The sequence below is a fragment of the Arthrobacter sp. PsM3 genome (assembly GCF_030433895.1).
Taxonomy (GTDB): domain Bacteria; phylum Actinomycetota; class Actinomycetes; order Actinomycetales; family Micrococcaceae; genus Arthrobacter.
The window spans coordinates 57,608-79,780 of sequence record NZ_JARUXE010000009.1 but is presented as its reverse complement, the minus strand read 5'-3'; the positions used below and the strand labels follow the sequence as shown (position 1 = coordinate 79,780).

Here is a 22,173-nt window from a genome sequence, read left to right as displayed (position 1 = left end):
CGTGGCCGATACCCGCTATCTGGTCCACGGGGTCTTTTGGGATGCCGCACCGGCCGCGCCGGCCGCGCCGGCCGGATTGCCGGACCCCGACGGCGGGCGCCCGGCGCTGCGCCTGCAGGACCCTGACGGCGGCTTCATTGAACTTCCGCTCGACGCCGGGACCCGGCTGGGGTTCCGGCTCGCCGCCGACGGGAAGCGCTGCCTCGGGCACCACAGGGTGCACGGCCCTGCCGACCGCGACCACGTCCTGTGCCCGGCACGGGCACAGGCCGTGAAAGGCAGCCAGTGCGAGCGGTGCTTCGTGGTCGACGATTCGCGGCTCATCCACGACTTCCACCGCGGCGGGCATGTGCCGCCAGGGCTGCGGGCCTACCTGATGCAGCCGCACTGGCTCTACATCGCCACCTTCGCCAACGGCGCCAGCAAGGTGGGCACTGCCGCGAACCTGCGGAAATGGAAGAGGCTCGCCGAACAGGGCGCCGTCGTCGCCCGTTATGTCGCCCGGGCCGCCGACGGCCGCGTCGTCAGGATCCTCGAGGACCTGGTGACCCGCGACGCCGGTATTCCCCAGCAGATCCGGTCGGCCGCCAAGGCCGCGGCCCTGACCGGGCCGGCGCCGGCCGACGAACTGGACGCCCGGAACAGCCGGCTGGCCGGCGGCGTCCGCGGGCTGCTGGCCGGCGCCGGGGGCGGCGGCTTCGAGGTCCTGGACGAGCGGTGGCTGCGGCCCGGGCTGTCCGATGCGGCCTGCGCACCGGCTGCCCGGCACGCCTACCCGCATGAGCTCAGCTCGGGCGCCCACGGGTTCCGGATCGACTCGCTGAGCGGCAGCGTCGCGCTGGCCCGGCTCGACGGCGCCGACCTCGAGTTCGTCGTCAATCTCGCCCGGCTGAAGGCGCGGACCGTCAACCTCGGCGACTATGGAAGTGACGTCCCCGCAGTCCAGGAAGCCCTGTTCTGACGCTGGAACTGTCCCGCGACGCGCAGAAAACCGGACGCGCCCGAATGCCCGAGTCGCCAGGTATTGTGTGTGTCGCCAGGAATTTTGCGGCTCGCGGCGTTGCCGGCGGGCCCCAGTAGACTGGCACGGTGCTGAAAGAATTCTGGGAATCCGCGTCAACCACCTACAAGGTGCTGGTTTTCAGCGCGATGGGGCTGCTCGCCGTCGGCATCACCTTGAACCTCGTGGGGAACACCTCCGGCAACCAGGACCTCGCGGTCGCCTCCCTCGCCGTGATCGGCCTGGGCCTGATTCTGCACATCGCCGGGATTGTGGTGCGCGGCCAGACGATCCGGAAGAACCTCAAGCGTTAGCTGCGGCGTTCCGGAGCACGTGGCTGCGGGCATGCTCCACAGCCTCGGGCAGGGATGTGAACAGGTGCTTGTGGTGCCGCAGCGAGCGGATCACCCCGACGTTGGTGACCAGCTCGAGGTGCTGCGGCTGGACGCCTTTCAGCAGGACCGTCACGCCGCGCAGCTCCAGCGCAGCGATGACCTCCACCAGCGTGTGGGCCCCGGTGGCGTCGAGCATCCGCACCTGCGAGAGCCGGATGATGGCCACCTGGATGTCCTTGACCTGGCTGATTTCCTGCAGGACGCGTTCCGCGGCGCCGAAGAACATGGCCCCGTCGAGCCGGAAGATAGCGATGTGCTCGTCCCCCTCCTTGTGTGGTCCCGGCACCTCCTCGCGCTTCACCCCGCTGAGCGAGGCGAACTTGCGCAGGGTAAAGATGGCCGCGGCGACAAGCCCGATCTCGATGGCCACGATCAGGTCGAAGGCCACGGTGATCAGGGCCGTCAGGACGAACACGAAGGCGTCGGCGCGGGTGGAGCGCATGATGGCGCCGACCGTGTGCCTGGACACCATGCGGACTGCCGTGACCATCAGGATCCCGGCCAGGACCGCGAGCGGGATCCTTCCGACCAGTCCGGCCGCCAGATAGATGATGGCCAGCAGCACGAACGCGTGGACAATCGCAGACAGCCGGGTCTTGGCGCCGGAGCGGACATTGACCGCTGTCCGGGCGATGGCGCCGGTGGCCGGCATGCCGCCGAAGAACCCTGCCGCGACGGAGGCGAGCCCCTGCCCCGTGAGCTCCCGGTCCGGGCTGTAGGCCCCGGAGGGCCTCCCGTCAGGGCCCACCATCCCCGCTGCCACCCGTGCGGACAGCAGCGATTCGATGGCGGCCAGCATCGCAATGGACACCGCGGGCATCAGCAGCCCGCCCAGCGCCGCCGGATCGAGGGAGGGCATCGACGGTGCAGACAGCGAATGCGGCAGCTCACCGATCCGGGGGATCTCCAGCTGGAGCAGCTCGGCTGCCACGGTGGCCAGCAGGACCGCGACCAGGCTCGCGGGCAGGGCCTTGTTCAGCTTCGGGAGCAGGATCATCACGGCGGCCACGCCGGCCACGACGCCGAGCGTCTGGAAAACGGCGGGCGCGGTGGCCTGGGAGGCGCTCTCGATGGCGGCCAGGAGGGTGTTGTGGCCCGGTATCCCGGTGGTGCCGGTGGCCATCGGGACCTGCTGGAGGAAGATGATCGCGGCGATGCCGAGGGTAAAGCCCTCCACTACCGGCCACGGGATGAAGGCCACCGCCCGGCCCAGCCCGCTGATGCCCAGGATTATCACCAGCAGCCCCGCCATCAGGGAGACCAGGGCGATGCTGCCGACGCCATGGAGGGCGACGACCGGCGCCAGGACGACGACCATCGCGCCGGTCGGGCCGGAGACCTGCACGTGCGAGCCGCCCATGACGGCTGCCACGAGGCCGGCGACGACGGCGGTGACGAGTCCGGCTTCGGCGCCGACGCCGGAACTCACTCCGAAGGCCAGTGCCAGCGGCAGGGCCACAATCCCGACAGTGATCCCGGACAGCAGGTCCGTCTTCCAGGACGAGCGCAGGCCGTCATAGTCACGCCGGGACGGGAGGAACCGGCGGAGGTGCGCCAGTGCCGCGCTCATGAAACGGAATCCTTCAGGTGTTCGCTGGGCAGTTCCTGCGCGAGTCTGAGTCGGTCGTTGGAATCGGCCAGGCTGTCGAGGAGGAAGGTCCGGGCGATGGCCAGCAATTCGGCGATTTTCGGATGGGCCAGCCGGTAGGTCACCGTGTTGGCGGAGCGGGTCGAGGTCACCACCCCGTGCCGGCGCAGGGTGGCGAGGTGCTGGGACAGGTGGGACGCTTCGAGGCCCGTCTCGGCCAGCAGATAGCTGACGGGCGCCGCATTATCCGGCGCGGCGGACAGCAGTTCGAGCACACGGATCCGCGCCGGGTGGGCGAGGGCCTTGAACAGGTTCGCCTTGATCTCGTACAAGGGGGTTTGCGCTGCCGAAATCATCGCTGCCCGTGCTTTCTGGCCCTGAGGTCCCTCGACCGGCCATGAGTTGATGAATTGATGTTTTCATCATACCGCATTCCGGAATGCTGTTCAGAATTCCTGCCAGCATTCCATTCAGGGGACCGTCATCGGCGCAGCTGCCCGGAGGCCTGACGCTAGGCTGGAACCATGACTATCAATCCGGATCTGCAGGGGCGCAGCTACCCTGCCAAAGAGGTGTACGACGTCGGTCGCGAGAAAATCCGCGAGTTCGCCCGCGCCGTCAAAGCCACCCATCCCGCCCACTTCGAGGTGGATGCTGCCAGGGCCCTGGGCCACAGCGACCTCGTGGCGCCGCCGACCTTCGCCATCATCGTCGCCCAGCGGGCCGACGCCCAGCTGATCGAGGACCCGGACGCCGGCATCGACTTCTCCCGCGTGGTCCACGCGGACCAGCGGTTCATCCACCACCGGCCCATCATCGCCGGGGACCGGCTGGTTGCCGAACTGCACGTCGACGGCGTCCGTGCGATGGGCGGGGGAGCCATGATCACCACCCGCTCGGAAATCTTCGCCCTGGCCGCCGGTGCCACCGACGGTGAGGCCCGCGACGAGGCCCGCGAGGCCGTCGCCACCGCCACCTCGTCCATCCTGGTCCGCGGAGAGGGACAGTAGACATGACACCCACACTTTCGGAACTCGCGGTCGGCCAGGACATCGGCAGCCGCAGCATCAGCGTCACCCGCACGGACCTGGTCAAGTACGCCGGTGCCTCCGGCGACTTCAACCCCATCCACTGGAACGAGGCCTTCGCAACCGGCGTGGGACTGCCCGGTGTGATCGCGCACGGCATGTTCACCATGGGCTCCGCCGTCCAGCTCGTAACCGACTGGGCCGGGGATCCCGCCGCCGTCATCGATTTCCAGACCCGCTTCACCAAACCCGTTCCGGTGTCCGACACCACGGGGACCGCCGAGGCCGGCGCCGTGATTGAGGTCAGCGGCGCCATCGGAGCGCTCGACGCCGCGGTTGGCACTGCCCGGGTGGACCTGACCGTCGTCTCCGGCGGCCAGAAGGTGCTCATGAAGGCCCAGGCCGTCGTCAGGCTGGCGTAACCGGATGGCGATGCCGTGAACCTGCGCACCGGCCAGGCCGTAGAGGTCACGCAGTGGCGTAACGCCGTGGTGGCCGCGTACGCATTCAGCGGCATCGCGTTCGCCACCTGGGTGTCCCGGCTCCCGGCCATCCGCGACGGACTGGACCTGACCCCGGCGAACGTCGGACTGCTGTTGCTGTGCATGACCTTGGGCTCCTTCGTCTCGGTCTCAGCGTCGGGACTGATCGTGCTGCGCTTCGGCTCCAAGCAGACCATCCGGATCGGCAGCATCATGGTGGGCGCCGGGCTGGTCCTGGCCGGCATGGGAACCACGGTCCTGGCCAACCCGCCCGCCGTCGCCGCGGGGCTGGCCGTGATCGGACTCGGCACGGCCAGCTGGAACACGGCCTCCAACGTCGAGGGCGCCGCGGTGGAACGCGCCGTCCGACGGCACATCATGCCCCGGCTGCATGGATCGTTCAGCCTCGGGACCGTTGCCGGCGCCGGGGCAGGAGCCTGGGCCGCCGGATCCGGCGTCCCCGTCTTCTGGCATTTCGCCGCGGTGGGGCTGTTGGTCACCGGTTCGGTGGCCACGGCCGCTGCCTGGTTCCGTGCGGACATCACTCCGGTGGACGCCGGCCCGGGTTTCAAGCCGGCCCGGCCCGATACCTTCGAGGACCCCTCCACCGGACCCATTCCGGTCATCCTGCCGGGTACGGCCCAGCCCGAAGCCCCGCTGGACAACAAGCGTCAGATCGCCCTGGCCTGGCGGGACCGCCGCACCCTCCTGCTGGGGGTGCTCGTGCTGGGGCTGGCCCTCGCCGAGGGCGCAGCCGGGGACTGGGTGGCCCTGGCGCTCGCCGATGGCCACGGACAGTCCGACGCTGCGGGCGCCGCCGGGTACGGGCTCTTCGTCACGTTCATGACCGTGGGACGCTTCGCCGGCACCGTGGTCCTGGACCGCTTCGGCCGCGTCCCGGTGATGCGCTGGTGTGCGGCCTTGGCCGTGCTGGGCCTTGGCCTGTTCGTCTTCGCGCCGGTGCCGTGGGTGGCCTATGCCGCCCTCGCCGTCTGGGGACTGGGCGCCTCGCTGGGCTTCCCGGTGGGCATGTCCGCCGCCGCCGACGACCCGGCCAGGGCGGCCGCCCGCGTCTCCGTGGTCTCCACGATCGGCTACGGCGCATTCCTCTGCGGGCCGCCGCTGCTGGGCCTGCTGGCGGAGCACATCGGCATCCTGCACTCCCTGCTGGCCGTGGTGGTGATGCTGGTGGTCAGCTTCCTGCTTTCCCCGGTGGCCCGGAAAGTCAGCTGACCGGCAGGGCGCTGCTTAGGGCAGTGCGGTGTTCCCCGGCTAGGCTGGTCGGGTGACCCAGACTCTGCTTTCCGCCCTGACCACGGCCGCCGTCGGCGGCCCCGCCGGCAAATTCATCGAGGCCCGCACCGAGGCCGAGATCATCGAGGCCGTCCGCTCAGCGGATGCTGCCGGTGAGTCCCTGCTGATCATCGGCGGCGGCTCCAACCTGTTGGTGTCCGACGACGGGTTCCCCGGCACTGTGCTGAGGATCGCCTCGGAGGGGTTCACCGTCAACGCGGAGGACTCCTGCGGCGGCGTCGCCGTTGTGGTCCAGGCGGGCCACAACTGGGACGCCCTGGTGGAGCACGCCGTGAGGCATGCCTGGTCCGGGATCGAGGCGCTCTCGGGCATCCCGGGCTCCACGGGCGCCACCCCGGTCCAGAACGTCGGTGCCTACGGCTCGGACGTTTCCCAGACCATCGCCGCCGTACGGACCTGGGACCGGGAACGCAACGCCGTGCAGACCTTCACCAACTCGGAACTCAAGTTCGGCTACCGCGATTCGATCCTCAAACAGACCACCGTCAACGGCTCCCCGCGCTACGTTGTGCTCACGGTCGAGTTCCAGCTGCCGCTGGGCCGGATGAGCGCCCCCATCCGCTACGCCGAGCTCGCCCGCGCCCTGGGCGTTGAGGCCGGCCGGCGGGCCTACGCCAACGATGTCCGGCGGGAGGTCCTCCGGCTCCGGGCGTCCAAGGGCATGGTGTGGGACGCAGCGGACCGGGACACCTATTCCACCGGCTCCTTCTTCACGAACCCGATCGTGCCCGCAGCCGCCGCCGCCGGGCTGCCGGACGATGCGCCGCGCTACCCGGGCGGCGCGGACGGCCTGACCAAGCTCTCGGCGGCCTGGCTGATCGACCAGGCCGGCTACGGCAGGGGGTTCGGGCTTGAGCCGGACAGCGTCTCCGGCGGCCGGGCCTCGCTGTCCACCAAGCACACGCTGGCCATCACCAACCGGGGAGCCGCCAGCGCGGCGGACTTGCTGGCGATCGCGCGCGAGGTGCGCCGCGGCGTCGTCGAACGCTTCGGGATTGAACTGCACCCGGAACCGCTGCTCATCGGTGTGGAGCTCTAGGAAAGCGGCCGGTCAGTTCCTGCCGCGGTGCGGGACCACCCTGCTGAACAGCATAAAGGTGAAGCCGGACGCGGCGGCGCCGAGGAAGAAGACCTGGCAAAACGCCACGGACTGCTCGCTGGGCCCGCTGAGGAGCAGGAATCCGGCGAGGGCGAAGACGACCGCCCCTGCCAGCAGGGCCACGGAGCCGAGCAGGAGACTCTGCACGGTGTCGGGCAGCTCCCCAGGTTCCAGGCTGTCCGGTGATGCACCGTCGTCCCGCGCGGGGGAGCGCGGCTGCACCGACGTGGCCGTGATAAAGCTGGTCACCGCCACAGCCATGGACACCACGGCCACGAGCTGCAGGGTGCTCATCACGGGCGAGAGCCGCGTTCCGCTGGCGATGGCAATGGCGAGCCCCGCGGCCATGCCGGCGGCGCTGGAAGCCCAGCCCAGCAGGGCCAGCCTTCTGCTCAGGGGCCGCAGCAGCGGCCACATCTCGCTCATGGTCATCCCTCAAGCGTAAGGAGTCCGGCTGGAAGGCGGCTGGGAACTGCCAGTCCGGCGTCCTAGCATGGGTGCATGACAGCTACGGCGCGTCCCCGGCTCAGCCGGGCGATCCTGGGCCGGTTGCGGCTGGCCTCCCAGGGTCTGGCCGGGTCCGGATTCCGCAGCGTCGCGGAAGCGGTGCGCTGGATGACGGCGATGCAGGCGCAGGACCTGGGGGCAGCACTCTGGGCTGTCGGGATCCGCGTGCCGGGATCCCGCGTAGGGGACGTCCGCAGCGCCCTCAACCGGGGTGAAATAGTGCGCTCCTGGCCGATGCGCGGCACCCTGCACCTGATGGCTCCCGAGGACCTGAAGTGGATGCTGGCCATTACCTCCGATCGGCTGATCCGCGGCCTGGCCGGGCGTCACCGGGAGCTCGATATCTCCGCCGCGGACGTCGACGCCGCGGCCGGGACCGCGCTGCAGCTGGTCTCCGGCGGGGCGGCCGCCAGCCGGGCGGAGCTGTTCCAGGCCTTCGAACGGGCAGGCCAGTCCACGGCCGGCCAGCGCGGCATTCACCTGCTGGGGATCCTGTGCCAGCGGGCCTGGCTGGTCCAGGGGCCGATGGCCGGCAACCAGCAGCTGGTGGTGGCCTTCGACGACTGGATCACCGAATCGCGGACCGTGGACCGTGCGGCGGGCATCGCCGAGTGGCTGCTGCGCTACCTGCGCAGCCACGGTCCCGCCACCGAGCGTGACTTTGCCTGGTGGTCCGGCATTCCCCTGACGGAGGTCCGTGCCGCCCTGGCCGACGTGAAGGACCAGTTGGTGGAGGTGGCGTTCGAGGGGATCAGCTATTGGCTCTCGCCGGAAACGGCGGCGCTGCTCGACGAAGGCGTCCCCGCAGCGCGCCTGGTGCTGGCACTGCCCGGCTTCGATGAGTTCGTGCTCGGCTACACGGACCGGTCGCTCGTGCTGCCGCCCGAGCATGCGGACAGGGTCGTGCCGGGCGGCAACGGCGTCTTCCGGAAGACGATTGTTGCCGGCGGCCAGATCGTCGGCACCTGGGACGTCACCCGCAACGGCGGGGGCGCCGCCGTCGTCCCCAGGCCCTTTGACGACGTTAACGGGCTGCGGCCTGCCGCCCAAAAGTCTTTTGAGCTGCAGGCGGCGAAGTACCGGAGATTCCTCGGCACCTGAACCGGGGCGGTGGCGTCCGGCGCGGATGCCGCTGAGGTCCTAGAGGTTGCCGGTCGCGATGTTCAGCATGCGGCGCAGCGGCTCGGCCGCACCCCACAGCAGCTGGTCGCCGACCGTGAACGCGCTGATGTACTGCGGGCCCATTTCCAGCTTGCGGATGCGGCCCACCGGGATGTCCAGGGTGCCGGATGCCGCCACCGGGGTGAGCTGGGACACGGAGGCGTCCTTGGAGTTGGGCACCACCTTGGCCCACTCATTGTCCGAGTCCAGCAGCTTCTCGATCTCGGCGACAGAGAGGTCTTCGCGGAGCTTGAGCGTGAGTGCCTGGGAGTGCGAGCGCATCGCACCGATCCGGATGCACAGCCCGTCCATGATGATGTGCTGATCGCCGGAGGTACCGAGGATCTTGTTTGTCTCCACCCCGGCCTTCCACTCTTCCTTGGACTGGCCGTTGCCGAGGTCCGCATCGATCCAGGGGATCAGCGATCCGGCCAGCGGGACGCCGAACTGGGTGGCATCGATGTCGGTGCGCTGGTGGGCCAGGACCTTGCGGTCAATGTCCAGGATGGCCGACGCCGGGTCGTCCAGTTCCGAGTTGACCTGGGCGTTGAGGGTGCCGAACTGGCTCAGCAGTTCGCGCATGTGCCGGGCGCCCCCGCCGGAGGCAGCCTGGTAGGTCATGGAGGTGCCCCATTCGACAAGGCCGTTCTTGAACAGCCCGCCGAGGCCCATCAGCATGCAGGAGACGGTGCAGTTGCCGCCGATGTAGTCCTTCACGCCGCCGGAAAGACCGGCGTCGATGACGTCGCGGTTGATCGGGTCCAGCACGATGATCGAATCGTCGTTCATCCGCAGGGTGGAAGCAGCATCGATCCAGAGGCCGTCCCAGCCGCGGCTGCGCAGCTCCCCGTGGACCTGCTTCGTGTAGTCGCCGCCCTGGGCGGTGACGATAATCGGCAGCTTCGCCAGGGCATCGACGTCGAACGCGTCCTCGAGCTTGCCGGCCCCTTCAGCGAACGCCGGGGCTGCACCTCCCGCGTTGGAGGTGGAGAAAAATACCGGGTTGATGTTGGCGAAGTCGCCCTCGTCCTGCATGCGCTGCATCAGGACGGAACCGACCATGCCACGCCAACCGACCAGTCCAACGGACGGGGTAGCTGCTGTAGTCATTGGGCCAGTTTAGACTTTGTTGGCTCCGGGGCGCAGCCGGTTACGTCACCGCTCAATCCAACTGCCGCGGACTGGGATCCGGCATGCCCCGCTCCCGGCGGATTTTTCGCGCCCGGAATTCGGACACGGCCAGCCGTACGGCGTAGGCTGCCCCGGCGATCCCGCCGGCGGTAAGCGCGAGTGCTCCCCACAACGGGTCCTGGCCGGTGGCCGTGGGGGCCGCGAGCAGGAAAAGGGAGAACGCCGTCACCGCGGCGAAAATCATGGCGAGGACCAGCATGCCCGGCGCGGTGGTGACGATGGGTCCCGTGCCGGCACGGGCAAAACCGATCTCATCGGCGGCGTAGCTGTGCAGCCTGCCGCCGTCAGTAGTCCTGGCCAGCAGGCGCTTCTCGCCGTCGGCCACGGCCTGTTCGTGTCTGGCCCTGGTCTGCTCGTCTGCGTGGCGGCGCGCTGCGTAAAGGTCCATCATTCTCCTGGAAAAGGGTGGGTGCTGTCCGGGAAGAGCCACGGACGGGACAGGGCGGAAGGGCGGGTTGTGGTCGGGTTACTCAACGGGCCTCGGGAGGTTGCGGGCTTTGCGCAGCTTTTCGGCTTTGCGCTCGGATAAATAACTGGCCCAGCCGAAGTACAGCGGATAGAGGATGAGCAGGTACATCCACCAGATCTCGCCCAGAATCTCCCATTGATCGGTGATGCCCATTTGGACCAGTCCGTAAAGCATGCCGCCGAATGCGATGGTGATCAGGACGGCGAGGAACAGCAGGCCGGCCGATGAATTCGTGGGTGCGATGATGCCAAGACCATCGTCCTTGCGGACACCGTATTCCTCGGCCGTGTAGGCGACTATCTCGCCGTTCTCCGCGAGTCGGTGGACCACCCGCGCTTCCGGCGGTTGGTAGGGGATGTAGCCCGGTTCCTGGGGCACGTCCCGGCTACGCCTGGCCACGGGACTCCTCGAGGCCGTGCACGCTATTCAACGGGCCGTGGCAGGTTGCGGGCCGTGGCAGGGTGCGGGCCGCGCGCAGCTTTTCGGCATTGCGCTCGGAGAAGTAGCTGGCCCAAGCGAAAACAAAGGGACAAATGCACGCGGGAAACACCCACCACACCCGGCCCGCTATGTCCCACACGTCCTGGATGATCACTTGGACGACGAAGTAGGCCAGACCCCCCATTCCTGCCGACAGCAGGATTGCCAGGAACAGCAGACCCCCGGATGAGTTCACGGGTTCGATGATGCCAAGACCGTCGTTGTGGACACCGTATTCCTCGGCCGTGTACGCGACCACCTCGCCGTTCTCTGCCCGGCGGTGGATGACCCGTGCCTCCGTCGGCTGGTACGGCACATAGCCGGGCTCCTGGGGCACGTCCCGGCTACGCCTCGCCACGGCACTCCTGGATGGCGCGCAGCAGTCCGGCGTCGTCCAGCCCTTCGGTTTCAGCGACCTCGTCGGTGGCGAAGTTGGGGATGCCGGTGGCCCAGGAGTCCGCGCCGCGGCGGACCAGCAGGTGCTTCTCGGCGTCGAGGCTCTTGAACACGAGGTACGCCGTGCCCCCGGGATTCTCCGCCACATGCTTGCGGACCACGCGGAGGGTGGCCTCGGCCGAGCTGATTGATGGATCCTGGGCGAAGACGAACCAGGTCCCCAGCAGCCGTGGCTGCAGCATCAGGGCGACACCGGGCGCCTCGAGCAGCACCACGTTGTCCATGCTGTCCTCGGTCAGCAGGGAAAGTTCGGTCCAGCTCCCAGCCTGGCCGAGGGCCGTGGCGACGGCCGCGGCCACCCCCTTGACTCCGAGGTCGCCGTCGTCGTCGACGGCAGCCAGATCCCGGGCCAGGAGCGACGACGCCCCGGCCGTGGCCAGCGTGATGTCGTCCACCAGTTCCCCGGCTCGGAAGACGCTGACGGACCGGTCCCGGGCGGGCCCTTCGAACACGTTGAGGAGGTAGGCGAATTCGCCCACGCCGAAGCCGATGACGTCGACGCCGAGCCGCGGCTCCTGCTGTGTCTCTTCCTGAACAGTCATGCGATTCTCCTAATCCCCGAAGCCGAAGAACTTGGCCACGGACTTCCCAGCATCTTTGACGGTATCCTCGGCATCGCTGACGAATTTCCCGGGATCCCTGACGGCGTCGGCGATACCCTCTCCGATGTTCTGGCCCACGCTGCTGATCGTGTCCCAGTTTTCGTAGATGGCGACCCCGACGCTGGCGACCTGGCAGACGGTTCCGGCCGGAGGCGGCAGGAAGCAGCCGATGCCGAGCCCGGCTTTAAGCGCGCTGCCAACGCCGCCCTTGATGTCCCCGTCCGCGAAGCTTTGCACCGAGTCGTAGGTGTTAAAGCCCACTCCGGCCCAGCCGAGTCCGCGCGCCAGACCCGATTTCCCGAGCCATTCCATCTTGGACCCGGCTCCGATCCAGGCCTTTTCCTCCAGCAGCGGCCTGAGCTTGGACAGCGGTCCGCCGAACTGGTGCAGGTTCTTCAGGGAGACAATGTCCGAGGCTTTGTCGATCCGGGAAAGGAGTCGGTTTGCTTTGCCCGTGTCCTTGAGCAGCCCTTCCAGGGCGCGGTTGCCAGCGGTCGTCTGCCCCAGGTGCCGGCTGTCGAAAGCCGGTCCGCCCAGGCGGTGGTGACCTCTGGTCAGCATGGTCTGGGCCAGTTCCGCCCGCTGGTTTTTCAGGACCCAGCCGTACTGTCCGACGTGCTTGGCCAGCGTCAGCGGCGCCTTGATGTTCTTCTGGACTCCCATCGCGGCGCGGAACCCGCCGACAACGGCTGCTCCGCCGACAACGGCCAAGTTGCCGCCCGCGCTGCCGAGGGCGCCGGGGCCGCCGCCGGCTCCGGTGGCCGCGTTGCTGGCTTTCTCCTGCTGTTCGGCGTGGGTCAGCAGGCGCTTGGACTCCGCCTTGAGTGCCAGTGCAGTCTTTTGGATCAGGGCGCGGTGGCCGCCGTTCCACTCGGAGGTGAAGCGCGCGCCGTCGGCACCCTTCCAGACGGTGTTGTTGTTGATGGCCGACGTCAGCGTGGTCGACTGTTGTAGCAGCGTCTCGGACGTCTTGCCGAATTGTTGTGCGAGTGTGCGCAACTGGGCGACGTCGGCGCCCCACAAGTTTCCTGCCATAGCGGATCCCCCTATCCGTGCATCAGCCTAACCGGCTGCGGCCGGGATCTGGTGCATTCCGGCGTGCGTACCTAACCGGCACCAATGTAGCCGGAACCGCCGTGACCGGCGATGGGGTATTCTCCCCATCGCATTGCGCCAGCCCGCCTAGTCCCGGACTATTGAACGGCGGGTAGGGTGCTGAAGTGTCTTCCCGCTGGCCCGTCGAAGGCGGACGGCCTTGCGTTCCTTGACGTAGTACGCCCACGAGACGGGCACCGTGAAGAGGACGATGGCGAAGGCAATGATCAATTCCACCCAGTCCGTAACCTTGTCGTCGATCAACAGCCCGACGCCGGCTACAACTACCACGCCGGAGAACAGTGAGATCAGGACGGCAAGGAACAGCAGGCCCCCGGCCGAATTGATCGGCTCCACCCCACTCCCCACCGAGCCTTTGTAGACGCCGTACTCCTCAACGGTGAGTCCATGCTTCGCGGCTTCCAGTTCAATCTGGCGCTTGTAGAAGCCCTTGCGCCGGGGCGGGCGTCCGTTCTCCGGAGCGTCGCTCAACGTGGGCCGACGCCGTCGCCGCCCTGCTCCGTGAGCAGCGCATGCTTGCGCTTCCGTAGGGCGAAGAACGCCCCGAAGGCAAAGGCCTGGGTGACCACCACGAGCACGATTGCGCCGAGGATCTTGTCGCCACCCAGGATCATGGTCAGCCCCACGATCGCGGAGAGCAGCGCCAGCAGCGGCAGCAGCATATAGCCCAGGACAAAGAGGGTCTCGGATTTGGTCGGCATCCCCTTAGCCCTCCGCCCGGTGCCAGACGTTGATGCGGTAGCGGGTGCCGTTCTCCGCTGTCTGCCAGCCGTCGGCGGGCAGGCTCGCGCCCATGGTCCAGTCGTAGCCGAGGTCCGGGGCGAAGGTGTCGCCCTCCGTGGTGCTGTCGATAGTGGTGATAACGGCGACGTTGGCGAGGTCCATCGACTGCGCATAGATGTTGCCGCCGCCGATGATCCAGACCATTTCGTTGCCGGCGGCGAACTGGGACTCCAGGAGGGCATCGTCCAGGGACTTGACCGCGACGGCGCCCGCCGCGATGGGCGTCTCGCCCCAGCCTTCCTGGCGGGTGATCACAATGTTCGTCCGCCCGGGCAGGGGGCGGTATTTGTCGGGGAAGGACTCCCAGGTTTTGCGGCCCATGATCACGGGGTGTCCGCTGGTGAGCCGGGTGAAGTGCACCATGTCCTCGGGAAGGCGCCACGGCATGCCGCCGTCCTTGCCGATGACACCGGTGCTGGTTTGGGCCCAGACGACGCCGAGCCCGGTGAGGGCGTCCAGCGTGGCGGTAAAATCAACGGGCTGCGCGCCCGGCATTTTGTCGTTGCTCATACGGCTATCGGGGCCTTAATCGTCGGGTGGTGCTGGTATCCGACTACCTCGAAGTCATCGAGGGTGTAGTCGAAGATGGAGTCCGGCTTGCGGGTGATCTTGAGCTGCGGGTAGTCGTAGGGGGTCCGGGCGAGCTGCTTGAGGACCTGGTCCATGTGGTTGTCGTAGATGTGGACGTCGCCGCCGGTCCAGACGAATTCGCCGGGTTCAAGGCCGGTCTGCTGGGCAACCATGCAGGTCAGCAGGGCGTAGGAGGCGATGTTGAACGGCACGCCCAGGAAGGTGTCCGCGGAGCGCTGGTAAAGCTGGCATGAGAGCTTGCCGTCGGCGACGTAGAACTGGAAGAACGCGTGGCACGGCGGGAGGGCCATGTCCTTGAGCTCGGCCACGTTCCAGGCCGAGACGATGTGCCGCCGGGAATCCGGGTTGGTCTTGAGGTTCTCGATGAGTTCGGCGATCTGGTCAATGTGGCCGCCGTCGGGGGTCGGCCAGGAACGCCACTGGACGCCGTAGACCGGACCGAGTTCGCCGTCGGCATCGGCCCATTCGTTCCAGATGGTGACACCCTGGTCCTGCATCCACTTCACGTTCGTGTCCCCGCGGAGGAACCACAGCAGTTCCACGGCGACGGACTTGAAGTGCACGCGCTTGGTGGTGATCAGGGGGAAACTCTTGCTCAGATCGAAACGCATCTGGCGGCCGAAGACACTCAGGGTGCCCGTCCCGGTGCGGTCCGATTTGTGCGTGCCGTGATCCAGGACATCGCGCAGCAGGTCTTCATAGGGCGTTGGAATGCTCACCGTCCCAGTCTACTGAGAAGTCCGGTCCGAGCCTTATTCGTCTTGCTGGCTGAGCAGGCCGGAGGATCAGGGACCTCAGTCGTCGAAGGGCCTGAACCGCTCCACCGCGACGACTTTGTCCTTGCTGTGGTGCGCCACATGGCACACGATGATCTCGCCGGGAGCAAGGAACGGATCGGTGTCCGGCAGCAGGGCGCGCAGCCGGGAACCCATGTGCTTTCCCAGCTGGGCGAACACGGTGGGGAGGGCGGGGCGGTGGGTGCAAAGCGCGACGGCCCGCTGCTTGTCGAAAAGGCCCTCGACGGCGGCGGCCGTCTTGTGCGGATGGCGGCCGTGCCGGTGCTCCGTGAGGGCCTCGTTCAGCTTTACCTTCGCGTCGGACGCCTTGGCGTACGGGGCGATGGTGGCGACGCACCTAAGCCAGGGGCTGGAGACAACGCGCATGGGTTTCCACGCCTGCAGCAGCCGCCCCACGGCCTGCGCCTGCCGCATCCCGGTGGCAGCCAGGGGGCGGTCCCCTTCGGCTTTGGACCAGGAGGAGCGTGGCTTGGCCTTGGCATGGCGCACGATCACCAGCGGCCACGTTTTCAATTCGCCGCGGACGTGGGCGGCATCCAGATGCTCCAGCGGTGCCACGTCGCTCGGGTTGCTCAGCAGGCGGGCGGCCTTCTCCGGCGAGCACCACATGACGCTGTCCACCTCCTTGCCGTCCGGCAGGAGCGGGGCGCCGTCGACGTCGACCGCCCAGTAGTGGACCACTTTCAGGCCCGCCGGGACGTGGTAGTGGATGGCGGGCAGCGGGATGCCCAGCGGCGCCTTCAGCCCGATCTCTTCCTCGACCTCGCGGGAGGCGCACTCGGGCACCGTCTCGCCGGGGTCGATCTTTCCTTTGGGCCATGACCAGTCGTCATACCGCGGGCGGTGGATAAGCAGGACCTCGAGCTTGTCCTTGTCGCCCGGGGCGATGCGCCACGGCACGGCGCCCGCAGCCACCACGGCAATCTCTTCGCCGAGATGGTCTGTCTGGTCGGCAACCGGTGTATCGCTGCTCAACGCCAGAGCCCCTACCGCAGCCCTGCCGCGCGCTGCCGCGAGCGGGAATTGAGCAGCCACGACTGGATGTCCTCGAGTTCGTGCCCGTCTTCGGCAAGGTGGTGGCGGGTCCATTGCGCCTGGCTGTCCAGGTGCCAGCTGGCGGTGCCCGGATCCATGTAGCGGCGCAGCAGGTCCATGACGTACGTGGTGTCGTCCCCGCTGGTGAGCTGGACGAGGGCTTCCACCCGGCGGTCAAGGTTACGGTGCATCATGTCCGCCGAACCGATGTAGACCACCGGGTCCCCGCCATTGGCGAAAGCGAAGACGCGGGAGTGCTCCAGGAAACGGCCCAGTACCGAGCGGACGGTGATGTTCTCGCTGAGGCCTGGCACCCCGGGACGCAGTGAGCAGATGCCGCGGACGATGATGTCCACCGGCACACCGGCCTGCGAGGCCCGGTACAGGGAATCGATAATCGCTTCGTCCACCATCGAGTTGACCTTGATCTGGACCCGGGCGGTCAGGCCCGCCCGGGCGTTCCGGATCTCGGTTTCGATCCGGTCGATGAGTCCTGACCGGACCGAGCGCGGCGCCACCAGGAGCCGCTTGAAGGTCGACTTCGGCGCGTAGCCGGACAGCTGGTTGAAAAGCTTGGACAGGTCCTCGCCCACCTGCTCATTGGCCGTGAGCAGGCCCAGATCCTCGTAATAGCGGGCCGTGCGGGGGTGGTAGTTGCCGGTGCCGATGTGGCAGTAGCGGCGGAGGCCATCGACTTCCTGGCGGACCACGAGGGAGAGTTTGCAGTGCGTCTTGAGGCCCACGATTCCGTAGACCACGTGCACGCCGGCCTGCTCCAGCTTCCGGGCCCAGGAGATGTTGGCCTGTTCGTCGAAGCGGGCCTTGATCTCCACGAGGGCCAGGACCTGCTTGCCGGCTTCGGCGGCATCGATCAGGGCATCGACGATCGGCGAGTCGCCCGACGTGCGGTACAGCGTCTGCTTGATGGCCTGGACCTTCGGGTCCGAGGCCGCCTGCTCCAGGAACGCCTGCACGGAGGTCGAGAAGGAGTCATAGGGGTGGTGCAGCAGGATGTCCCGCCGCCGCATGGCCGCAAAGACGTTCGCCGCCTTGGACGTTTCCGATTCGTTGAGGTACCGGGAGGTGTGGGGGACGTGCTTGGGGTAATGCAGGTCCGCCCGGTCGATTCCGGCGATGACCGAGAGGCCCCGGAGGTCCAGCGGCGCGGGGACCGAGTAGACCTCGGACTCCTCGACGCCCAGCTCCCGGATCAGCAGGGCCCGGATGTTCGGATTGATGTCGTTCGTGACTTCCAGCCGGACCGGCGGCCCGAAACGGCGGCGCAGCAGTTCCTTTTCCAGGGCCTGCAGCAGGTTCTCGGCGTCGTCCTCCTCGACCTCGAGGTCCTCATTGCGGGTGACCCGGAAGGTGTGGTGCTCCAGCACCTCCATCCCGGCAAAGAGCTGGTCCAGGTGGACGGCGATGACTTCCTCGAGGGCGATGAAGCGGGCCACCCGGCCCGGCACCGAGCCGGCGCGCGGGCCGTCAACCGAGATCAGCCGGGGAAGCTGGTCCGGGACCTTGAGGCGGGCGAAGAGCTCCTTGTCGCTGACCGGATTGCGGACGACGACGGCGAGGTTGAGTGAGAGTCCCGAGATGTAGGGGAAGGGATGGGCCGGGTCCACGGCCAGGGGGGTCAGGATCGGGAAGACCTTCTCGGCGAACATGGCGCTGAGCTGGTCCTTGGCCTGGGAGTCGAGTTCGTCCCAGTGCATGAGATGGATGTGCTCATAGGCCAGCGCCGGACGGATCTGCTCGGCGTAGACGAGGGCATGGCGCTGCTGCAGCCGGTGGGCCTCCTCGCCGATCTGCTCGAGGACCTGCATCGGGCTGAGCCCGGCAGGGGAGGGGACGGCCAGGCCGGTGGCGATCCGGCGCTTCAGCCCGGCGACGCGGACCATAAAGAACTCGTCCAGGTTGGACGCGAAGATGGAGAGGAAGCTGACGCGTTCCAGCAGGTGCAGGTCCGGGTCTTCGGCCAGTTCCAGCACGCGGGCGTTGAAGGAGAGCCAGCTAAGTTCACGGTCCAGGAAGCGGTCCGGGCTGAAGTCGCCCTCCGGCTCCAGGCTGGGCGCGAATTCAGGAATGTCGATGCGGTCCTGGGTGGCCCGCGAGGCGGGCACTTCGGAGGAGCCAAACCGGGCACGCGCGGGTCGCACTTTTTTGTCCGATGTAGCGGCTTCAGACGTGGCTGTCCGGGCAGATTCCCGTTGCATGGTCTCTCCTAATGCTGGCGCGATTTAGCTTCAACCTTACAAGCAATCAGCCAGCGATCAGCTTTCGGGCGGTCCGGATTTCCCCGGGCGCAGACAGGATGTCTGCCCAGTGGATTAACGCCCTTCCAGCGGGGCGTACATGACGTCGACGTCCCAGCGGGTGAAGCCGAGCCGGCGGTACAGCGAAACGGCCGGGATGTTGTCCGCATCGACGTAGAGCATGACGGCGTGCAGCCCCTGGTGCTGGAGGTGCCGGACGCCGGCGACGGTCAGCGCCTTGCCCAGCCCGCTGCCCTGGGCCCCGGGTGTGACGCCGACCACGTACACCTCGCCGATGGCCGGGTGGTCTCCGTGCCGGGGGTGCACCTTGGTCCAGTGGTAGCCGAGGATCCGGTCCGCGGCATCGACGGCCAGCAGGAAACCGGCGGGATCGAACCACGGTTCGGCCATTCTGGCGTCCAGGTCGGCGCGGGTCATGTTTCCCTGCTCGGCGTGGTGCGCGAACGCGGCCCGGTTGGCGGCGAGCCAGGGATCCTCATCCCGGCCGGGAACGAAATCGCGCAGTGTCACCCCGTCGGGCAGGGGGACGTCGGGCAGTTCCGCTGCCGCGCCGGTGAGCCGCATCTTCCACAACTCGCGGACGGGGCCGTAGCCGTAGCGTGCGGCGAGGTCGGCCGCGGCTTCGTGGTTGCCGTGGGACCAGGCTTTCAGGCCGGTGAAGCCGCGGGTGTTCTTGAGCTCGCCGACGAGCCGGTCCGCCACGCCCTGGTTTCGGTAGCTCGGGTGGACGGCGATTTCCAGCACTCCTGTGCCGTCCGGGTCCCCGATGACGACGGCGACCCCGGCCAGGTCCTGCGCTGTCGCCGGGTCGGATTTGTCGTTGGGGCTGTACAGGGCGAGGGTCAGCACCGAATGCTCACCGGCGTCGGCGGCGCGCAGCGTGACGAGCGTCTGTTCGGACAGCGGCGGGTTGCCATCGGATTCCTCCGCGTCGGCCGCGAGGGCCAGGACGTCCTTCAGGAGCTGCTCATCCGCGGCTCCCTTGGCGACGAGCACGGGCCAGTTTTCAGGTTGCGCAGGACTCATGGTGCAAGGCTATACGGTGCGGTGGGGGCGGGGCCGATTTTGTCGTTTCCGGAACTGTTCCGTATAGTCGTTAACTCATCCGGCTGTTCGTCCAGAGCCTGTTTCTGGAGCGGCCGTCCGGGTGCGAGGGGGATCCACCACTGGGGTGGCCTCGATACGTTCGACCCGTATGTCCTCCACTGAAGCAGAAAAGCCCCGGACCAAGGTCCGGGGCTTTTCTTTGTTCTGTGGCCGGAACCCGTTACGTTCAGGCTTCGGTGAGCTCTTCCTCGGGGTGCCGGACCAGCGTCAGGCGGTAGCCCACGTTGCGGACGGTGCTGATCAGGTTCTCGTGGTCGGCGCCCAGCTTGGCCCGCAGCCGCCGGACGTGGACGTCCACGGTGCGGGTGCCCCCGTAATAGTCGTAGCCCCAAACCTCGGTCAGCAGCTGCTGGCGGGTGAACACCCTGCCGGGGTGCTGCGCCAGGTACTTGAGCAGTTCAAATTCCTTGAAGGTCAAGTTCAGCGGTGCCCCATTGACCCGGGCAGTGTAGCTGGCCTCGTCAATAACGACGCCGGCGGCCCGGATCTCGGTCGGGGCATCGTCCTGTTCAGTCACGGCCCGCGCGACGCCCAGCCGGATCCGGGCTTCGACCTCGGCCGGCCCGGCGGACTCGAGCAGGATGTCGTCGACGGCCCACGCCGAGGACACGGCGGCCATGCCGCCCTCAGTCAGGATGAGCATCAGGGGGGCGCTCAGACCGGTGGCCTTGAGCAGTTGGGTCAGGGAGCGGGCCCCCACGAGGTCTTTGCGGGCGTCCAGCAGGACGATGTCGCAGGGGTCGGTCTCCAGTAGCGCAGTCGGCTCGGCCGGGAGAATATGGACCCGGTGGTTCAGCAATTCCAGAGCAGGCAGGACGTCCACCGATGAGCCGGTGCTGTTCGTCAGTAGCAGGATGTGCGACATGTTTCCTCCAAGGGGTGTCCGCGCATCGTTGGGCGTCTGTAGCTGACTTTGAGTATACCCAAATGCCCCCTCCCGGACACGGTTCCGTCACCCCCGGCCGTTTCTTTTGCGACACAAAACGGTCACATAGGGCAGGATTGATCCGTCGGGGCCGCAGCCCCCTGACGAAAGATCAGGTCGAAGTGGGGTCCGCAGTGAGCGAAGGTACAACGGTGACCGGAACACGTATAACGGCTAAACAGATGCCGGGTGAACGGTGAAGTCCTGGATCATCGGCATTATCGGCCTGACCGGACTCGCCGCGATTGTCGGCGCGTCCTATCTCTCGCCGGAGGCTCTTCTGGCCGTGGGAGTGCTGACCGCGGCCGGCGTCGGCATCGGCTGGCCGCATTTCCTGGGCATCCCGGCCCGGAAGACCCTTGGCGCCCTGATCGCCCTGCCCGGTGTCGGCGCCGCCATTGCCGCCACTTATCTTCCGGCCCCGGGTTTCCTGGACTGGACGCCGTCGTTCATGGCGGCGGGCGTAATGGCGATCTTCGTGATGCAGTTGATCCGCGGCACGGGGCAGGCGCAGCGCCTGGAGTCCACCCTCGGTTCCTCTGCCGGGGTCATGCTCTCCTGCCTGGGCGCGGGCTGGATCGCTTGCTCGCGTTTCAACGGCGTGCATGAGATGCTCCTGGTCGCGGCGATCAGCGCCTCGATCGCCCTGCTGGCGGGCCTGATCCGCTGGCCGGACCGGATCGTGGCGCCGCTGGGCGTCATCGGCGCGGGCCTGGCAGGACCACTCGCCGGCCTGGTCTTCTCCGACATCGCCGTGCTGCCGGCCGCGATCGTCGGGGTGGTGGTGGGGGCGGTGCTGGTGAGTTTCCGCCGGTTGGTGATCATCCGCGGTGAATCGCTAAGCTTTGCGGCAGCCCTCGGAATAGGGCTCGCGCCGGTCGCCGCCATCGGTTCGCTGGCTTACTTCATAGACAAACTACTCATCTACTAAAGCGCTAGGATGGCATCATGTCCGTACTTGCATTTGAAATCTTCTTCCTTGTTCTGCTCGGCGTTGCCAGCCTGGCCATGGCGTGGTTCGCCGGCTTTGTTGTCTACCGCCTTTTCAAAGGCCAGAAGTAAACAGCCAGAAATTAATAGTCGTCTTCGTTTCCAGAGGTAGCTGCTGTGCCGATTGAAATACCGACAGATCTGACACCCGAAATCGTTCCGCTGTCCTGGCTCATTGGTGAGTGGGAGGGCCGGGGCCGGCTGGGGGCCGGGGAAGAGGATTCCGAGCACTTCCTGCAACACGTCTCCTTCACGCACAACGGCCTGCCGTACCTGCAGTACCGTGCCGAAAGCTGGCTGACCGACGACGACGGCACCAGGCTGCGTCCGTTGACGGTCGAAACCGGTTTCTGGGCCCTGGAGCGCAAGCAGCGCGAGGAAGACGGCGGCCCGGGACTGATCCCTGCCGACATCGTTCCCGTGCTCAAGAGCGCCGACGAGGTCGAAGCCATGCGTAACAAAGATGGAGGCTTCGACATCTCCGTGTCGATCTCCCACCCCGGCGGGATCTCCGAGCTGTACTACGGCCAGATTAAGGGCCCGCAGATCCAGCTCAGCACCGACATGGTGATGCGCGGCAGCCACTCCAAGGAGTACACCGCCGCCACCAGGATCTTCGGACTCGTGGACGGCAATCTGCTCTGGCGCTGGGACGTGGCAACCGGCAAGGGTCCCGCGGGGGGCAGCGGCCTGGCAGCCCACGCGTCCGCCATCCTTCACAAGGCCAGCTGACCATCGGCGCCCCGAGCGCCGTCGAACGCAGCTTGATCCAGAGGTCTCA

Annotated in this window: 26 protein-coding genes; 9 read left to right on the top strand and 17 right to left on the bottom strand. The window is 67.5% G+C overall.

What is annotated here, in order from left to right; all coding sequences use genetic code 11:
- The first annotated feature begins 1 nt into the window (after position 1).
- Positions 2 to 961, top strand: a complete 960-nt coding sequence (locus tag QCD75_RS06585; protein ID WP_301226867.1) for a DUF2797 domain-containing protein — start codon at positions 2 to 4, stop codon at positions 959 to 961.
- A gap of 128 nt (positions 962 to 1,089) precedes the next feature.
- Positions 1,090 to 1,314 (top strand): DUF3188 domain-containing protein, encoded by a 225-nt coding sequence (locus tag QCD75_RS06580; RefSeq protein ID WP_301226865.1) that lies wholly within the window; start codon positions 1,090 to 1,092, stop codon positions 1,312 to 1,314.
- On the opposite strand, the gene QCD75_RS06575 is transcribed toward QCD75_RS06580, so the two are convergent.
- Together QCD75_RS06575 and QCD75_RS06570 are read right to left on the bottom strand one after the other, a co-directional pair.
- Positions 1,304 to 2,965 carry a SulP family inorganic anion transporter gene (locus QCD75_RS06575; RefSeq protein ID WP_301226863.1) on the bottom strand — a complete coding sequence of 554 codons (1,662 nt, stop codon included), beginning with the start codon at positions 2,963 to 2,965 and terminating at the stop codon, positions 1,304 to 1,306. The two genes, QCD75_RS06580 and QCD75_RS06575, sit on opposite strands and share 11 nt — an antisense overlap.
- A complete protein-coding gene (locus QCD75_RS06570; protein WP_226760464.1) occupies positions 2,962 to 3,339 on the bottom strand; it encodes an ArsR/SmtB family transcription factor in 378 nt (125 codons plus the stop codon). The genes QCD75_RS06575 and QCD75_RS06570 overlap by 4 nt, the downstream gene beginning before the upstream one ends.
- 168 nt (positions 3,340 to 3,507) lie before the next feature.
- Here QCD75_RS06570 and QCD75_RS06565 point away from each other — a divergent pair, with 168 nt between their 5' ends.
- The 4 genes from QCD75_RS06565 to QCD75_RS06550 are packed head-to-tail and all read left to right on the top strand — an operon-like array spanning position 3,508 to position 6,846.
- Positions 3,508 to 3,993: an FAS1-like dehydratase domain-containing protein gene (locus tag QCD75_RS06565; RefSeq protein WP_301226860.1), complete on the top strand. Its 486-nt coding sequence runs from the start codon at positions 3,508 to 3,510 to the stop codon at positions 3,991 to 3,993.
- 2 nt (positions 3,994 to 3,995) lie between these two features.
- Complete coding sequence (locus QCD75_RS06560; RefSeq protein ID WP_301226858.1) at positions 3,996 to 4,433, top strand: MaoC family dehydratase; 438 nt, start codon at positions 3,996 to 3,998, stop codon at positions 4,431 to 4,433.
- Positions 4,434 to 4,448: 15 nt separating this feature from the next.
- Positions 4,449 to 5,726: an MFS transporter gene (locus QCD75_RS06555; RefSeq protein ID WP_301226856.1), complete on the top strand. Its 1,278-nt coding sequence runs from the start codon at positions 4,449 to 4,451 to the stop codon at positions 5,724 to 5,726.
- Between the two features lie 52 nt (positions 5,727 to 5,778).
- Complete coding sequence (locus QCD75_RS06550; protein ID WP_301226854.1) at positions 5,779 to 6,846, top strand: UDP-N-acetylmuramate dehydrogenase; 1,068 nt, start codon at positions 5,779 to 5,781, stop codon at positions 6,844 to 6,846.
- A gap of 12 nt (positions 6,847 to 6,858) precedes the next feature.
- Here the strand turns inward: QCD75_RS06550 and QCD75_RS06545 are convergent, their stop codons facing one another.
- On the bottom strand, positions 6,859 to 7,338 hold the full coding sequence (locus tag QCD75_RS06545) for a hypothetical protein (RefSeq protein ID WP_301226852.1): 480 nt from the start codon (positions 7,336 to 7,338) through the stop codon (positions 6,859 to 6,861).
- A 69-nt stretch (positions 7,339 to 7,407) separates the two neighbouring features.
- Here QCD75_RS06545 and QCD75_RS06540 point away from each other — a divergent pair, with 69 nt between their 5' ends.
- Positions 7,408 to 8,514: a winged helix DNA-binding domain-containing protein gene (locus tag QCD75_RS06540; RefSeq protein ID WP_301226850.1), complete on the top strand. Its 1,107-nt coding sequence runs from the start codon at positions 7,408 to 7,410 to the stop codon at positions 8,512 to 8,514.
- A 39-nt stretch (positions 8,515 to 8,553) separates the two neighbouring features.
- Here QCD75_RS06540 and asd read toward each other — a convergent pair whose 3' ends face one another.
- From asd to QCD75_RS06470, 14 genes are all read right to left on the bottom strand, one after another.
- Positions 8,554 to 9,684: an aspartate-semialdehyde dehydrogenase gene (asd, locus tag QCD75_RS06535; protein WP_301226848.1), complete on the bottom strand. Its 1,131-nt coding sequence runs from the start codon at positions 9,682 to 9,684 to the stop codon at positions 8,554 to 8,556.
- A gap of 52 nt (positions 9,685 to 9,736) precedes the next feature.
- A complete protein-coding gene (locus QCD75_RS06530; protein WP_301226846.1) occupies positions 9,737 to 10,156 on the bottom strand; it encodes a hypothetical protein in 420 nt (139 codons plus the stop codon).
- A gap of 75 nt (positions 10,157 to 10,231) precedes the next feature.
- Positions 10,232 to 10,633: a hypothetical protein gene (locus QCD75_RS06525; RefSeq protein WP_301226844.1), complete on the bottom strand. Its 402-nt coding sequence runs from the start codon at positions 10,631 to 10,633 to the stop codon at positions 10,232 to 10,234.
- Positions 10,620 to 11,051, bottom strand: a complete 432-nt coding sequence (locus QCD75_RS06520; RefSeq protein WP_301226842.1) for a hypothetical protein — start codon at positions 11,049 to 11,051, stop codon at positions 10,620 to 10,622. The genes QCD75_RS06525 and QCD75_RS06520 overlap by 14 nt, the downstream gene beginning before the upstream one ends.
- Positions 11,052 to 11,058: 7 nt before the next feature.
- On the bottom strand, positions 11,059 to 11,712 hold the full coding sequence (locus tag QCD75_RS06515) for a hypothetical protein (RefSeq protein WP_301226840.1): 654 nt from the start codon (positions 11,710 to 11,712) through the stop codon (positions 11,059 to 11,061).
- A gap of 9 nt (positions 11,713 to 11,721) precedes the next feature.
- Entirely contained in the window at positions 11,722 to 12,807 is a 1,086-nt protein-coding gene (locus tag QCD75_RS06510; RefSeq protein WP_301226838.1) for a hypothetical protein, read from the bottom strand.
- Between the two features lie 147 nt (positions 12,808 to 12,954).
- Positions 12,955 to 13,359, bottom strand: coding sequence for a hypothetical protein (locus QCD75_RS06505; protein ID WP_301226836.1), 405 nt, complete (start codon positions 13,357 to 13,359; stop codon positions 12,955 to 12,957).
- Positions 13,356 to 13,589, bottom strand: a complete 234-nt coding sequence (locus tag QCD75_RS06500) for an NF038396 family protein (RefSeq protein ID WP_301226834.1) — start codon at positions 13,587 to 13,589, stop codon at positions 13,356 to 13,358. The genes QCD75_RS06505 and QCD75_RS06500 overlap by 4 nt, the downstream gene beginning before the upstream one ends.
- A gap of 4 nt (positions 13,590 to 13,593) precedes the next feature.
- Positions 13,594 to 14,181 carry a dihydrofolate reductase gene (locus QCD75_RS06495; RefSeq protein WP_301226832.1) on the bottom strand — a complete coding sequence of 196 codons (588 nt, stop codon included), beginning with the start codon at positions 14,179 to 14,181 and terminating at the stop codon, positions 13,594 to 13,596.
- Positions 14,178 to 14,981: a thymidylate synthase gene (locus tag QCD75_RS06490; RefSeq protein ID WP_301226830.1), complete on the bottom strand. Its 804-nt coding sequence runs from the start codon at positions 14,979 to 14,981 to the stop codon at positions 14,178 to 14,180. Before QCD75_RS06490 ends, QCD75_RS06495 begins: the two co-directional genes overlap by 4 nt.
- Before the next feature lie 75 nt (positions 14,982 to 15,056).
- Entirely contained in the window at positions 15,057 to 16,034 is a 978-nt protein-coding gene (locus QCD75_RS06485) for an NUDIX hydrolase (protein WP_301226828.1), read from the bottom strand.
- Between the two features lie 11 nt (positions 16,035 to 16,045).
- A complete protein-coding gene (locus QCD75_RS06480) occupies positions 16,046 to 18,310 on the bottom strand; it encodes an RNA degradosome polyphosphate kinase (protein ID WP_301226826.1) in 2,265 nt (754 codons plus the stop codon).
- A gap of 114 nt (positions 18,311 to 18,424) precedes the next feature.
- Positions 18,425 to 19,396, bottom strand: coding sequence for a mycothiol synthase (gene mshD / locus QCD75_RS06475; protein ID WP_301226824.1), 972 nt, complete (start codon positions 19,394 to 19,396; stop codon positions 18,425 to 18,427).
- A gap of 247 nt (positions 19,397 to 19,643) precedes the next feature.
- Positions 19,644 to 20,342: a winged helix-turn-helix transcriptional regulator gene (locus tag QCD75_RS06470; protein WP_226760481.1), complete on the bottom strand. Its 699-nt coding sequence runs from the start codon at positions 20,340 to 20,342 to the stop codon at positions 19,644 to 19,646.
- A 256-nt stretch (positions 20,343 to 20,598) separates the two neighbouring features.
- Here QCD75_RS06470 and QCD75_RS06465 point away from each other — a divergent pair, with 256 nt between their 5' ends.
- Positions 20,599 to 21,333, top strand: coding sequence for a permease (locus QCD75_RS06465; protein ID WP_301226821.1), 735 nt, complete (start codon positions 20,599 to 20,601; stop codon positions 21,331 to 21,333).
- A 176-nt stretch (positions 21,334 to 21,509) separates the two neighbouring features.
- On the top strand, positions 21,510 to 22,124 hold the full coding sequence (locus QCD75_RS06460) for an FABP family protein (protein WP_301226819.1): 615 nt from the start codon (positions 21,510 to 21,512) through the stop codon (positions 22,122 to 22,124).
- Positions 22,125 to 22,173: the final 49 nt, after the last annotated feature.

Coding starts and splice junctions, on each gene's coding strand:
- QCD75_RS06575 (WP_301226863.1), bottom strand. CDS start 2,965: ATGAGCGCGGCACTGGCGCACCTCCGCCGGTTCCTCCCGTCCCGGCGT.
- QCD75_RS06570 (WP_226760464.1), bottom strand. CDS start 3,339: ATGATTTCGGCAGCGCAAACCCCCTTGTACGAGATCAAGGCGAACCTG.
- QCD75_RS06565 (WP_301226860.1), top strand. CDS start 3,508: ATGACTATCAATCCGGATCTGCAGGGGCGCAGCTACCCTGCCAAAGAG.
- QCD75_RS06560 (WP_301226858.1), top strand. CDS start 3,996: ATGACACCCACACTTTCGGAACTCGCGGTCGGCCAGGACATCGGCAGC.
- QCD75_RS06545 (WP_301226852.1), bottom strand. CDS start 7,338: ATGACCATGAGCGAGATGTGGCCGCTGCTGCGGCCCCTGAGCAGAAGG.
- QCD75_RS06540 (WP_301226850.1), top strand. CDS start 7,408: ATGACAGCTACGGCGCGTCCCCGGCTCAGCCGGGCGATCCTGGGCCGG.
- asd (WP_301226848.1), bottom strand. CDS start 9,684: ATGACTACAGCAGCTACCCCGTCCGTTGGACTGGTCGGTTGGCGTGGC.
- QCD75_RS06530 (WP_301226846.1), bottom strand. CDS start 10,156: ATGATGGACCTTTACGCAGCGCGCCGCCACGCAGACGAGCAGACCAGG.
- QCD75_RS06515 (WP_301226840.1), bottom strand. CDS start 11,712: ATGACTGTTCAGGAAGAGACACAGCAGGAGCCGCGGCTCGGCGTCGAC.
- QCD75_RS06510 (WP_301226838.1), bottom strand. CDS start 12,807: ATGGCAGGAAACTTGTGGGGCGCCGACGTCGCCCAGTTGCGCACACTC.
- QCD75_RS06500 (WP_301226834.1), bottom strand. CDS start 13,589: ATGCCGACCAAATCCGAGACCCTCTTTGTCCTGGGCTATATGCTGCTG.
- QCD75_RS06495 (WP_301226832.1), bottom strand. CDS start 14,181: ATGAGCAACGACAAAATGCCGGGCGCGCAGCCCGTTGATTTTACCGCC.
- QCD75_RS06480 (WP_301226826.1), bottom strand. CDS start 18,310: ATGCAACGGGAATCTGCCCGGACAGCCACGTCTGAAGCCGCTACATCG.
- mshD (WP_301226824.1), bottom strand. CDS start 19,396: ATGAGTCCTGCGCAACCTGAAAACTGGCCCGTGCTCGTCGCCAAGGGA.
- QCD75_RS06470 (WP_226760481.1), bottom strand. CDS start 20,342: ATGTCGCACATCCTGCTACTGACGAACAGCACCGGCTCATCGGTGGAC.